This is a genomic window from Flavobacterium bizetiae (assembly GCF_902804475.1).
GTDB lineage: Bacteria > Bacteroidota > Bacteroidia > Flavobacteriales > Flavobacteriaceae > Flavobacterium > Flavobacterium bizetiae.
Genome location: NZ_CADCSU010000036.1, coordinates 33024 through 45670, shown reverse-complemented (window position 1 = coordinate 45670; position 12647 = coordinate 33024). Strand labels below are relative to the sequence as shown.

General features: G+C 35.4%; 12 protein-coding genes and 1 riboswitch. Of the genes, 9 read left to right on the top strand and 3 right to left on the bottom strand.

What is annotated here, in order from left to right:
- Nucleotides 1–385: 385 nt before the first annotated feature.
- Nucleotides 386–775: a RidA family protein gene (locus tag FLACOL7796_RS02880; RefSeq protein WP_173969329.1), complete on the bottom strand. Its 390-nt coding sequence runs from the start codon at nt 773–775 to the stop codon at nt 386–388.
- A 198-nt stretch (nt 776–973) separates the two neighbouring features.
- Nucleotides 974–1537, bottom strand: coding sequence for a Crp/Fnr family transcriptional regulator (locus tag FLACOL7796_RS02875; RefSeq protein ID WP_173969328.1), 564 nt, complete (start codon nt 1535–1537; stop codon nt 974–976).
- A 264-nt stretch (nt 1538–1801) separates the two neighbouring features.
- Here FLACOL7796_RS02875 and FLACOL7796_RS02870 point away from each other — a divergent pair, with 264 nt between their 5' ends.
- From FLACOL7796_RS02870 to FLACOL7796_RS02840, 7 genes are all read left to right on the top strand, one after another.
- Entirely contained in the window at nt 1802–2050 is a 249-nt protein-coding gene (locus FLACOL7796_RS02870) for a hypothetical protein (protein ID WP_065449787.1), read from the top strand.
- A gap of 304 nt (nt 2051–2354) precedes the next feature.
- Nucleotides 2355–2563: riboswitch (cobalamin riboswitch) on the top strand.
- A gap of 114 nt (nt 2564–2677) precedes the next feature.
- Nucleotides 2678–4726, top strand: coding sequence for a TonB-dependent receptor (locus tag FLACOL7796_RS02865; RefSeq protein WP_173969327.1), 2049 nt, complete (start codon nt 2678–2680; stop codon nt 4724–4726).
- Nucleotides 4723–5868 carry a DUF5074 domain-containing protein gene (locus FLACOL7796_RS02860; protein WP_173969326.1) on the top strand — a complete coding sequence of 382 codons (1146 nt, stop codon included), beginning with the start codon at nt 4723–4725 and terminating at the stop codon, nt 5866–5868. The genes FLACOL7796_RS02865 and FLACOL7796_RS02860 overlap by 4 nt, the downstream gene beginning before the upstream one ends.
- Before the next feature lie 10 nt (nt 5869–5878).
- Nucleotides 5879–7165: a cell surface protein gene (locus tag FLACOL7796_RS02855; RefSeq protein ID WP_173969325.1), complete on the top strand. Its 1287-nt coding sequence runs from the start codon at nt 5879–5881 to the stop codon at nt 7163–7165.
- A 38-nt stretch (nt 7166–7203) separates the two neighbouring features.
- Entirely contained in the window at nt 7204–8439 is a 1236-nt protein-coding gene (locus tag FLACOL7796_RS02850; protein WP_173969324.1) for a hypothetical protein, read from the top strand.
- Nucleotides 8440–8446: 7 nt separating this feature from the next.
- The gene (locus FLACOL7796_RS02845) at nt 8447–9676 is read left to right on the top strand and encodes a hypothetical protein (RefSeq protein WP_173969323.1); all 1230 of its coding nucleotides are present in this window, start codon (nt 8447–8449) and stop codon (nt 9674–9676) included.
- Between the two features lie 58 nt (nt 9677–9734).
- On the top strand, nt 9735–10682 hold the full coding sequence (locus FLACOL7796_RS02840) for a DUF4465 domain-containing protein (RefSeq protein WP_173969322.1): 948 nt from the start codon (nt 9735–9737) through the stop codon (nt 10680–10682).
- Nucleotides 10683–10767: 85 nt separating this feature from the next.
- Here FLACOL7796_RS02840 and FLACOL7796_RS02835 read toward each other — a convergent pair whose 3' ends face one another.
- Nucleotides 10768–11298, bottom strand: coding sequence for an NAD(P)H-dependent oxidoreductase (locus tag FLACOL7796_RS02835; protein WP_173969321.1), 531 nt, complete (start codon nt 11296–11298; stop codon nt 10768–10770).
- A gap of 157 nt (nt 11299–11455) precedes the next feature.
- Between FLACOL7796_RS02835 and FLACOL7796_RS02830 the strand changes: the two genes are divergently transcribed.
- Nucleotides 11456–11827, top strand: coding sequence for a winged helix-turn-helix transcriptional regulator (locus tag FLACOL7796_RS02830; RefSeq protein WP_173969320.1), 372 nt, complete (start codon nt 11456–11458; stop codon nt 11825–11827).
- Between the two features lie 99 nt (nt 11828–11926).
- Complete coding sequence (locus tag FLACOL7796_RS02825; protein ID WP_173969319.1) at nt 11927–12349, top strand: MgtC/SapB family protein; 423 nt, start codon at nt 11927–11929, stop codon at nt 12347–12349.
- The last annotated feature ends 298 nt before the right edge of the window (nt 12350–12647 follow it).

The following is a 12647-nucleotide window of genomic DNA, read 5'->3' as shown; positions in this document are numbered from 1 at the left end:
TTCTTAAAATTTATAAAAAAAATAACGATAATCAGGAATAAGATAAAATTCAATATTTTTCCAAAAACGTACCAGTGAATTGAATTTATCTTATTACAAGACTATCGTTTCAGGTAATTACGTAAAAATGGAAATTTTAGTTTTGAAATATAAGGCAAAAAATTAAAAAATTCCGCACCAATTCCATGTTTTTTCAGATAACGATTTGAAATACTATTGATTATGATAAAGTTGTAAGAAAATTTTAACTCGTTTTTCTTTTTAAAATTGATTCAAAAATGAAAGGACCTTTCTGATTTTTTAGAAACGTTTAGAAAATTCAATAAAAAAAAGCTGTATTTTTCTCGTTCAGGAAAACACAGCTTTTTCTATTTTATAAAGGTTTTTATTTTACAACAGTAGCTTCCAGTTCGACTTTTAAAGTTTCAAAAAGACTTTTCACTTCGAGTAGAGTAGTAGCTTGTTGAACATTATGTTTGGTTACCCAATCCTGAATAAGATTAAAATGAGGCCAAAGTTCATCCGTAGCCGTAGTGTAGATATTCAACCGAACAATTCCTTTGCATTCATAACCGGCCTCAGTAATGACTTGTTCCAGATTTTTTAAAGCCAGTTTTATTTGTGATTCCATGTTTTCGTTACTCGAAATTCCGTCAGCGCTTATAGCCGTTTGTCCCGAAACATATAATGTTCCTTCCGGATTTTTTACTTCAACCGCTTGTGCGTAACTGCGCTGATTTTGCCATTCCCACGGATTAATAATTCTTTTTTCCATTTGTTTTCCTTTTTTAGTTTGCGCCCATAAAGGCATTGCAGTGAATAATAGTAATACTAAAAGGTTTGCTGTTTTTTTCATTATTACAGTTTAAAATTGATACTGCAAAATTGTAGATAACAGCCGGAATAAAGAGGTGACATTTTTAACGATTTTACTGTGAGAAATGTCACAGCGGGAAGCAAATCACGAAACAAATCAGGACGATAATCTGCTTAACGTTTCGCGCGAAACACCTAAATACGAAGCAATAAGACTTTTAGGAACACGCTGCATCAGCGAAGGATATTGTTTTAATAATTGATCGTAACGCTCCTTTGAGTTAGAAGTTTGCCAGGAAATAATACGGCGTTGCGATCCCAGAAAACCAAAAGTAGCTTTCTCCAGAAAAAAGCGTTCCATTTTCTGTAAACCGCTACATAGTTTTTTATAATCTTCAAGAGTACAGCAAAGTACCTCAGTATCTTCAAGACATTCTAATGACATTGTAGCTTTAGTTTCAGTAAAAAAAGCATAATAATCACTTTCCCACCAATCCTCCATAGCAAAAGAAACCACATGCTGTTTTTCTTTATTATCCGTATATACCAATTTTAAAAGTCCTGAAATTACAAAATACGAATACTTTACAGGATCGCCTTCCTGAATAAGAAATTGGTGTTTTTTAAACTTTTTGGTGGTAAAATGGCCGTATACAAAAGCAAATTCCTCATCGGTAAGAGGAGTTATTTTTTCGATATGTGCTCTAAGTTGGGTTTGCATAGTAGCGGCCAAAGTTATAGAAAATTTAATAATAGATTGAAGTTTTAAGTAGTAACATCAATTTTGCGATGTCTCGTAGAAGATAGGAAATTAAAATTTAAATAGTAATTAACGATTTGATAAAATTAATAACAATTTATTAAACTTTTGTTTATTAGTGTGTTGATAAATAATGTTTTATAAGGCTGTTTTAGGAACATTATTAACGAATTAATATTTATATTTGAGAATGAGTTTGAGTATAATAATTTAAAATATTTACAAATGGATAAAGCTATAAAACTAAAAGTTCGTAAGGAGTTAGATAGTCAACAGCAGTTGAATATTATTAAATTAAAGGGAAGTTTAATTTCGAAAGGATACACAGAAATTATACATATCCTGGATCAGGATGATGAGTTTCATATTAATTCTTTTGCCACTCCTTCAGAAACTACTAATGAAGTTCAGGAATTTATCAAAGCATTTATCTACAAAGAAAATCTGGCCGATACCATAACCATTTTTAGATAATTTGAAAATTTTGCAGGGTAAAATAATCCCCATATTTTACCTCGCTACCTTCAGTTATATTTCAAACCAATTTCTTGATTTCATCATTTGATGCAAATTGTGATAATGTCTGTCGATAAAGCATTCTCATAATTTATTTTTCTGCAATACTTGATTCTTAGTAGTATATTGGCCGCATTTCTCCAAAATAAAATTCTTCAAAACCTTGTTTTTTAGCTGTTTATATTATTGATGACGTTTTTGTTAATTCGTTGTTAAAAATGTAATTTTGTTGCATTATACTTCTTTTTATAAAGATAATCATATCTTTACGTCAGATTTTGGTCTGTTTTCTTTCGAAAAATCAAAGAAAATAGTTAAAAGGGAATCAGGTGCAAATCCTGAGCAGACCCGCTACTGTAAGTTCTATATACGTCTTTAAACATTACTAATGCCATTGTTCGCTGTCGCGGATGAGAAGGCTGTTTTAAAGATAGAACAAGTCAGGAGACCTGCCACAATCACATAGTTTAAGACTTTCGTGGAATAAAGTTGAACAACAAGAATTGACCTGTTATTGTATAGCGGGATTCTCTTTTTTTGCTTTTTGATTGCTACATCTGCGAAGTTTATTTAATTAAATCAGTGATGTACAATACAAAAAAAATACTCTTTTTTCTTTTCTTATTTATTGCCCCTTATTGGCTTCATTCGCAGGTTTCTAATGACAGTTTGCGCGTTTTAAAAGAAGTCATTTTAAAAGGCAAACCTTATCAGGAAGTAATTCCGGTACAAAGTCTTTCAGGCAAATTACTGGAGAATTTAGCGAGCCATAATGTGGCGGATGCCCTGAGATATTTTGCAGGAATTCAAATTAAGGATTACGGTGGTCTCGGCGGACTTAAAACGGTCGATGTACGTAATATGGGTACGCATCATGTTGGTGTTTTTTATGATGGTATTCAATTAGGAAACGCACAAAACGGTGTGACAGATCTGGGGAAATATTCCTTAGACGATATGGAATCCCTAACCTTATATAATGGTCAAAAAAGCGAAATTTTTCAATCGGCAAAAGACTTTTCTGCCGCATCGACCATTTATTTAAGAACGAAACGTCCTGTTTTTGTGGGTGATAAAAAGACAAATTTACTGGTTCGGTTTAAAACCATGTCAATCAATTATTTTGATCCTTCTTTTAGATGGGAACAAAAGCTGAGCGATAAAGTGAGCATGAACGTAAGCTCTGAATATATAAAGTCTAACGGCCAGTATAAATTTAGATACAAAAGAAATAATCTTGACGGAACCGTTGCCTACGATACCACTGCCACGAGACACAATAGCGATATCGAAGCATTACGATTTGAAACCGGTCTTTACGGAAAACTCCACAATGGTTCATGGGATGCTAAAGTGTATTATTATGATTCTGATAGGGGAGCGCCGGGAGCGATTGTAGAGAATAAATTTTCAGACGGTTTCAGACAATACGACAAGAATTTTTTTGCTCAAGGAACTTTAATTAAAGATTTTACGAAAAGATATAAGTTTCAGGCCAAAGCAAAATACGCGTATGATTATACACATTACGTAGCCAGAGATACGACCAATATATTAGGCGAAACAGTAACCGAAGGCGCACAATCTGACGATAGTTATTACCAACAGGAATATTATTTTTCAGCCGTAAACATGTACAGTATATTATCAAACTGGGATGTTTCGTTGTCTACAGATTTTCAATACAATAGATTAAACGCAACCCGAAAAGGAATACAAACCCAGTTTTCTTTTCCGGAACGTTATACAGCACTATTTTCTTTGGCAAGTTCCTACAGACTTGGCCGATTTAAAGCCTTAGGAAGCGTTGTCGGTACTTATGTTCAGGAAGAAGTGCGTTACAATGCAAAAGCTCCGGATAAAAAAGAATTTACTCCGGCATTATTTCTGGGTTACACACCCTTTGCAGCATACGATTTTAATATAAGAGCATTTGCAAAACGTATTTTTAGAATGCCCACTTTTAATGATTTGTATTATACTATGGTTGGTTCCAGTACTTTGAGACCCGAATATATGAATCAGTACGATGTTGGTTTTACGTATAATTTGCCTGTAAATAAAGGGTTTTTCGATAAGATATCTTTTCAGGTTGATGGATATTATACCAATACTAAAGACAAAATTGTAGCAGCGCCAACAGGAAACTTATTTCGCTGGATGATGACGAACATGGGGCAGGTAAAAGGTAAAGGAATAGAATCTGTTGTAAATCTGGGAATGCATATTGGCAAGGTAAATTTAAGTACGAATCTAACCTATACTTTTTCTGAAAGCAGGGATTTTACCAAATTTAATGGTCTTGAATTATCTTCTTATGGAGACCAAATACCTTATACACCGTGGCACAGCGGATCCGGAATACTAAATGCCGAATACGAAACCTGGAATTTCAACTACAGTTTTGTATATGTAGGAAAACGATACAACGGGAATGTCAATAATATAAAAGTCAACGAAGTTCAGCCTTGGTATACGCACGATTTGGCGGTACAAAAATCATTTGCATTTCAGCATTATAAAATGAAAGGCGCAATAGAACTTAATAATGTTTTCGATCAGCAATACGAGGTAATTTATAATTATCCGATGCCGGGTCGCACAATGAAATTTATAATAAGTATCGAGCTATGAAAAAGATCACAACAAAGTTAGTCCTCGGTTTATTGATAAGCCTCGCTTTTGTCTCTTGTAGAGAAGACGAAACCATTTTTCCCTCTTCTTCTAAAAGTGTTGCCGCACCAAGAAGCGACGGAAATATTGAAGGTTTTTATCTTCTTAATGAAGGTAATATGGGAATGAATAGAGCGAGTATAGACATATTCAGTTATCGAACAGGAAATTATACCACCGATATTTATTCAGAACGAAATCCTACAGTAGTAAAGGAACTGGGAGACGTTGGAAATGATATTCAAATTTACGGCAACAAGGTTTATGCCGTTATTAATGTTTCCAATAAGGTAGAAGTAATTGATAAATGGACGGCAAAACGCATCAAAAAAATAGACATTCCCAATTGTCGTTATGTTGCTTTTTATAAAGACAAAGCTTATGTGAGCTCTTATGCAGGCCCCGTTGCGATTGACCCCAATGCCGAAATAGGTTTTGTTGCAGAAATTGATACAACATCATTAGAAATAAAACGAAAAGTAAACGTAGGATACCAACCCGAACAAATGGTCGTGCATAACGGGAAATTATACGTAGCCAATTCAGGAGGTTACAGAGTGCCTAATTATGACAGAACCGTGTCTGTAATTGATCTTGAAACGTTTACCGAAATAAAAAAGATAGACGTAGGCATCAATCTGTACAGTATAGAAATAGACAGCAGAGGAGATATTTATGTGAGTTCAAGAGGAGATTATTACAATACGCCCTCAAATCTTTTTGTAATTGATACCAAAACCGATGAGAAAAAAATGCAGCTCAATATGCCGGTTTTAGGAATGTGTCTCGTTGATGATTTACTCTATTACTACAGTGTATCATGGAGTTATCTCACAAATAGTAACAAAGTGACCTACGGAATAATGGACACCAGAACGAAGAAAGTAATCAGTGACAAGATTATTACAGACGGCACAGACAAACAAATAATGATTCCGTACGGACTTCAGGTAAATCCTGAAACCAAGGAAATCTATATTACGGATGCCCAGAATTACGTGGTAACAGGCTACATCTATTGCTTTACGCCGGAAGGCAAATTAAAATGGAAAACTACAGGCGGAAATATTCCCGCACATATTGCTTTTATAACTAAAAATTAAAATGAAAAAAATGTATCACAACTTTTTAAAACATTTTCGATTCGCGGTGCTTTTATTAGTAGCACTAACACTTACCAATTGTTCTGATAGTGGTTCGAATGACGATGATAACGGAGAAACTATTGTAGAAAACGAATACACAATACAACGTTCTAAAATAATAGCCGTTACAGCAAAGAATGGCTTGAGTGCAGATGCGAAATTTACATGGAGCGTAACAAAAGGACCATCTGAAAATTATGCGTTTTCGGATGTTACAGCCAAAGAAACTTTATTTGCCGCTACAGATGTTGGTGTTTATGAACTTACACTTCTAATCAACGACCAGGGAATTGTACAAACGCAAAAAGTAAAAGTAAATGTAACCAAAGAAACAAAGGAATACAAAACTTTTATAGACAAAGTATTTGAATTTAGACCTGCACCGGGACAATTTATAAATGATTTACCCGCAGCCAATGACGGAGAAACTGCCGAAAGAATTTTGGCCAGAGCCAATACATACCTTGCCAAGAAAAACGGAGATCTTATTTCGCTTGGTGCGTTTGGCGGTTATATCGTTTTTGGATTTGATCATACCGTGGTGAATATAAAAGGGAAACGGGATTTTAGAGTTTTAGGTAATGCTTTCTGGGCAGATGCCAACCCAAATCCAGATGCTACCATGCGCGGCGGAAGCAGTGAGGCAGGAGTTATCATGGTTTCTTACGACAAAAATAAAAACGGACTTCCGGATGATGAATGGTACGAAATAGAAGGCGCCGGACACAAAATGGAAAAAACGATTCATAATTACGAAATTACCTATTACAGACCTGATCCTAATAAAGCACCCGTTCCCGGAGGAGGTACAGGAGGTGTTCTTTTTACAGACATAGAATACATCTACTGGAAAGACAATCAGGGCAAAGACGGTTATTTGGTACAAAATAATGCCTATAATCACTCCTTAGATTATTGGCCGAAATGGCTTAAAGATCAGCCAAGCCTGACTTTTAAAGGAACAAGATTACCGGACAATGCCGTTGACGAAAGCGGAACCGGAAGTTATTATGTTCAGTATGCATTTTTGTACGGATATGCAGATAACGCACCCAACAACGACGACGATTCGGCTATAGATATTGACTGGGCAATTGATAAAAACGGAAACAAAATTCACCTTCCGGGAGTAGATTTTGTAAAAGTATACAATGGTCTAAGTCAGCAGGCAGGATGGCTGGGCGAAACTTCTACCGAAATAATGGGAGCAACAGATCTGCATCTTTTGAGAGAAAATATTCCGACCAGGAAGTAGAATTATAGAATGTTAAATTAAATATTAATACCAAAACCATGAAAAAAAAACTTACCCATTTATTATTAATTGCCATTGCAGCCGTCTTTACAGGATGCAGCAGCAACAATGATGATGATAAACCTGAACAAAAAGCAATTGCAATTACACTTCAGGAAAAATATGAAGCAGCAACATTTAGTGTTTTAAACATACCGGCTTCTGCCGAAATTGCAAGCCCTGTTTACGAATGGGTTTTATCAAAAAATCCTGTTAACCAGACTAAAGATTCTATCGTAGGAAATACAAAAGACTTACGTTTTGTTGCCATTTATCCTGGTGCTTATGAACTTACCTTAAATGTTTCATCGGGAGACAAAAAAGGCAGCAAAAAAACAATCGTAAACGTAACAAACGAAACTAAAAATTACAATCCGTACATCACGAGTATTTTCGATTTTGATCCTGCTCCTGGTATGTTTGCCAATGATCTATACAAAGACGGCTTTAAAAAAGAAGATATGTTACGCACTGCTTTGGGCAGAATCAATGAAACCAACGTAGGTTACCAATTAGATTTGGGAGGTTTTGGAGGTTCTATTATTGTAGGTTTCGATCATACCGTTGTAAATGTTGCAGGACAAAGTGATTTTAGAATTTACGGAGGAGATTTAACAGACAAAGCGAATCCGCCGGCACCCGGAATTGTATATGTTGCTTATGATAAAAATGGCAACGGAAAACCAGACGAAGACGAATGGTACGAAATTGCAGGAAGCCAGCATACGAAAGCAAACACAACAAAGAATTTTAAAATTACTTACCATAAAAAAGCTGCCGGAGCTCCTGTTGTAGTAGGCGGACCAAATGATATGTTTTCTGATCGTGAGCACGTCTTATGCGAAAATAACTCACCTGAGTCATACTACTTGCCAAGATCTAAAAGCAAAAAAGAATATTATCCTTTATGGGCTACTCAAACCGCAGTTACGTACGAAGGAACAAGACTTAATGTAGATTTTGTTACGGCGCGTCCGGGGCAAACTACACTATGGAATTTTACAGCGCCACAATGGGGATATGCAAATGCAGTGAATCCGGATATTGATATTGACTGGGCAGTAGATAAAAACGGAAACAAAGCCAATCTTCCGGGAATTAATTTTATAAAAGTAGTGAACTGTGTTAGCGAACCAATGGGACTTTGCCATCAGCAATCTTCTATGGCTACCAAATTTGCAGGAGCAGGAGATCTTCATTTATTAAAAAAATACAATCTAAAAAAAGTAAAATAATAAGAATATGAAAAAGTATTTAAAACATAGTTTGTTTCTGGTAGCTATTGGCGCTTTTTATTGCTGTAGTAATGACGATTCAAAACAAGATAATCCAGAAACGCAACCTGTTAAAGAAGCTTCTCTTTCATTAAAATTAGCTTCAGATTTTACCGTGAGCCGATACAATGCAGTAACCGTAGAACCACAAGTATTAATCGAAAACGCCGATGCTGAACTTGCAAAATACAAATGGACAGTAAAAGTAACCGGAACTGGCGGAGCTGTAAAAGATTCTGTTATTGGAGATACCAAAAACTTACAGTTTATAACAGCAAAAGCAGCTAATTATACAGTAGATCTTACGGTAACATTGGGCAAATTGGTAAAACAAGCTTCTACAAAAGTTACAGTTTCAGAAACGGGAAAAACCTATACTTCAAAAGCATTATCGCTAATCGATTACATACCTGCTCCAAGTTATAATCTGGATAATTATGGTTTTACTACCAAAGCTGAAGTTTTGGAACAAGTTAAATCAGATCTTATCGAAGGAAATGCAGTTCCGTTAGGGACTTTCGGCGGATCTATTACCACAGCATTTGACCATACAGTAATAAATGCTTATGGAAAACGTGATTTTAAGATTCAAATGAATGAAGACAGCGGTAACTCAAAAGTTTCTCCTGTAAGTGTTTATGTTGCTTACGATGCAAACAAAAACGGTATTGCAGACGATAACGAATGGTATGAAATTGCTGGTAGTGAATATAATAAATCGACTACTGTAAAGAATTATGAAATTACATACAACAAACCAAATGCTGGCAAAGCTGCTGTAACAGGTACAAAAGACTGGCAGTTTGATAAAGAATATCTTAAATGGACCGACAATAAAACGGCAGCAGGTTTTATCACAAGAACAAAAAAATGGAGACGCTATAATTATTACCCACAATGGATGGGAGAATCTTACACATTAAAAGGAACAAAAATCTATCTGCCTGTAAAAGATGTAAGCGATGGAGAAGGAACAACCTATAACGTAGGAACTTTTGAGTGGGGTTACGGAGGTATCAAAGACCCATCAATAGACATTAGCTGGGCTGTAGACAGCAACGGAAAAAAAGTTCATTTACCTGGAATCGATTTTGTAAAAGTATACGTTTCGACATATGCAGAAGCCGGCGCAACAGACTTGGTAACGAATTTCTTTACACATGTAGAAGATTTGAATTTCCCAAAAGCAATCAAGTAAAAACCACATTTTCCTGAAAGTTATTAAAGACGAATATTAACCCTAAATTTTATAAATTATGAAAAAAGTACTTTATTTTTTGACAGTTGGTCTTTTCTTAGGACTTTCATCCTGTAACAATGATGACGCCCCTTTAAGCAACGAAAGCGCAAGTGCAGTAGCAAAGAACGTCAGTGGTACCACAAAAAAAACAGTTACCGATCCGGCAATCGGAACCACATCAACGCTTAATTTAACCAGTTCATTATTAACCAGCGGAATCACTACAACTGGTGGTAAATACTGGGAAAACACGTATGTAGCTAACACGAATTTAAATGTTGATATTTTTACGTTTTCGCATACAGGAACCTCTTCAGGTTATAATTATTGGGATGGTTTTATCGTTTCTAATGTAAATGACATTACAAATTATGGTTCAGGTTCAGCTCCTGGAGGTTCTGACGGATGGGTGCCTCATCAATGGGGAACTATGGCCGGAAGCGGTTTTGGTTCTTCGTCTACAATTGCGGCAGGAACTCCGGGAACAACGGGTGATCCTTATATCGTAGCTTATTGGTCAAGTTATTTAGATCCTAAAAATCCACAAGGAACTACTTTTAGCGAAAGCGGTTTTTCTAACTGGATTAAAATTGGAAACACAGGATTATACAAAGTGGAAGGTTTAAAAATAAACATGCATCCATGGCCATATTACGGTTGTTTGTACGGAGATGGATTTGCAAGAGCTTTTGCTTCAGGAGATTCTTTTAAATTATTAATTTATGGAGTTGCTGAAGACGGAACCGTTACGAATCCTATTGTACATACATTAGCCAACCATAACGGGTCTTCATTAGTGATGCCTACAGGATGGGTAAACGTAAATACAAGTAATCTTCAGAGTTTAGGAGAAGTAAAATACCTTGTTTTCCAAATGACTTCGACAGATTCAGATTTAGTTTACGGAATGAACACAGCAGCTTATTTTTGCTTAGACAAACTTTCTGTAAAACGTGTAGATTAAGTATACTAATCTCATTATATATAAAAGCTGCAAGGTTTCTTGCAGCTTTTTTTTATGAATATTTTTTTCCCAATAAATATTCTTCTTATAAAGCTTCCAGAAAAGCAATATACTCTTTCGCGTTTTCTTCTATACTTTCGGTCGAAGGATTATTTTCGGCATTATAAAAAGCAAATAAAGGACGATAATTGGCTTTTACGTAATTAAACGTAACCTCAAACGGAGTTGCAAGTTGTTCGAGAGTATATTTATATCTTCCCGCTTCGCTATAATCTTCTTTAGTAATACCCGCAGAAATCGCAAGCGCAATTTTTTTATTGGCTACTTTATAACCGCTTGTACTGCCATAAGCCCATCCGTAAGTAAAAACTTCATCAAGCCATTTCTTTAACAATGGCGGACAATTGAACCAGTAAAACGGAAACTGAAATACAATCCTATCATGCGCTTCTATGAGTTGTTGTTCCTTTTCTACATCAATCTTTTCGTCAGGATACAAACTGTATAAATTGTGCAAAGTATATTGATTGGGATATTTTTTTAATTCTTCGATCCATCTTTTATTAATTAAAGAATTTTCAAGCGTCGGATGAATTATAATGACCAGAGTTTTCATTGTATAAATATTAAAAATTACAACTGCAAAGATCAAACTCCTTCAGCGATACAACAATAAGGGACGAATTAATCATATAGTGATTAATTAATCACCATGAAATTTTGATACAAAAACGGCATTTCTCAGTACTTTTGTATTTCTAAAAGAAATGAGTATGTATCAGCGAAAAATACCAATAGATTATAATTGCGGACTTAATGTAGCGATGGAAGTAGTAGGTTCTAAATGGAAATTTTGTTTACTGGATGAAATTTCGAAAGGAGCAAAACGACCTAAAGATCTGGTAAATGTTGTAACAGGAATTACCAAACGAGTATTGCAAAATCAATTGAAAGAACTGGAATTTCACGGACTTTTAGGTAAAACAATCTATAATGAAATCCCTCTAAAAGTAGAATATTTTCTTACTGAATCAGGAGAATCTCTCATGCCTTTAATCGTTGCTCTTGATAAATGGGGATTAGCATTTGCGCCTCAGTTACAAAATATATTAGAAAATCAAATTCTGGAAACAGAAGAATTATAATGCGCAAAGCAAAACTTTAGAATTTATGTAATCCTGAAAATTCTTATATTTAATCTTTGAAAAAATAAAGATGTTTTCTAATCTTATAAAACAATAATTTTGAGTACAACAGAATTCTTCACCCGATTGGTAATAGCCTTATTCGCAGGATTAATTATAGGTTTTGAACGCCAATGGCATCATAAAGAAACGGGACTAAAAACCAATATGCTGGTAGCAACAGGAGCAGCTGCTTTTGTCCTATTATCGATAAAAGTGGCAGCAACCGCACCCAATATCGATGTTACCCGTATTACCGCTCAGGTCGTTATGGGAGTGGGGTTTCTGGGAGCCGGAGTTATTTTTAGAGAAGGCGCAAATGTACACGGATTAAATTCTGCCGCTACAATCTGGTGCAGCGCCGCCATTGGTTGTATTGCCGCCTCAGGATATTTTGCCGAAGCCTTGATTTGTACTTTTCTGGTAACGATTGTAAATACAGTTTTAGAGCCGATAGAAAAGTGGATGAGGAATAGGAAGTAGGAGGAGAGAAGATAGAATATAGAGAATAGAATATAGAGGAAAGAGGAAAGAACCAAGAATAAATAGCGCTCAGCTTTAGCTGAATGTAATTAATTTAAGGACATCTTAAATATTGTATTGAATAAATCTTTCGCAAAAGGGCAAAGATTTGTCATTTCGACGCAGGAGAAATCTCCGTAAGGAACTCCGCAACGCAAATCCAATCTTTGTCGAGCTTCTCGCGGAGATTTCTCCTGCGTCGAAATGACAATATTGAGTTTAAACTTTGCGTCTTAGCGCCTTTGCGAGATTAATTTTA

Excerpts from the sequence above, each read along its gene's own strand:
- FLACOL7796_RS02830 (WP_173969320.1), top strand. The coding sequence starts at position 11,456 with ATGTATCAGCGAAAAATACCAATAGATTATAATTGCGGACTTAATGTA.
- FLACOL7796_RS02860 (WP_173969326.1), top strand. The coding sequence starts at position 4,723 with ATGAAAAAGATCACAACAAAGTTAGTCCTCGGTTTATTGATAAGCCTC.
- FLACOL7796_RS02865 (WP_173969327.1), top strand. The coding sequence starts at position 2,678 with ATGTACAATACAAAAAAAATACTCTTTTTTCTTTTCTTATTTATTGCC.
- FLACOL7796_RS02855 (WP_173969325.1), top strand. The coding sequence starts at position 5,879 with ATGTATCACAACTTTTTAAAACATTTTCGATTCGCGGTGCTTTTATTA.
- FLACOL7796_RS02845 (WP_173969323.1), top strand. The coding sequence starts at position 8,447 with ATGAAAAAGTATTTAAAACATAGTTTGTTTCTGGTAGCTATTGGCGCT.
- FLACOL7796_RS02840 (WP_173969322.1), top strand. The coding sequence starts at position 9,735 with ATGAAAAAAGTACTTTATTTTTTGACAGTTGGTCTTTTCTTAGGACTT.
- FLACOL7796_RS02835 (WP_173969321.1), bottom strand. The coding sequence starts at position 11,298 with ATGAAAACTCTGGTCATTATAATTCATCCGACGCTTGAAAATTCTTTA.
- FLACOL7796_RS02880 (WP_173969329.1), bottom strand. The coding sequence starts at position 775 with ATGGAAAAAAGAATTATTAATCCGTGGGAATGGCAAAATCAGCGCAGT.
- FLACOL7796_RS02850 (WP_173969324.1), top strand. The coding sequence starts at position 7,204 with ATGAAAAAAAAACTTACCCATTTATTATTAATTGCCATTGCAGCCGTC.
- FLACOL7796_RS02875 (WP_173969328.1), bottom strand. The coding sequence starts at position 1,537 with ATGCAAACCCAACTTAGAGCACATATCGAAAAAATAACTCCTCTTACC.
- FLACOL7796_RS02870 (WP_065449787.1), top strand. The coding sequence starts at position 1,802 with ATGGATAAAGCTATAAAACTAAAAGTTCGTAAGGAGTTAGATAGTCAA.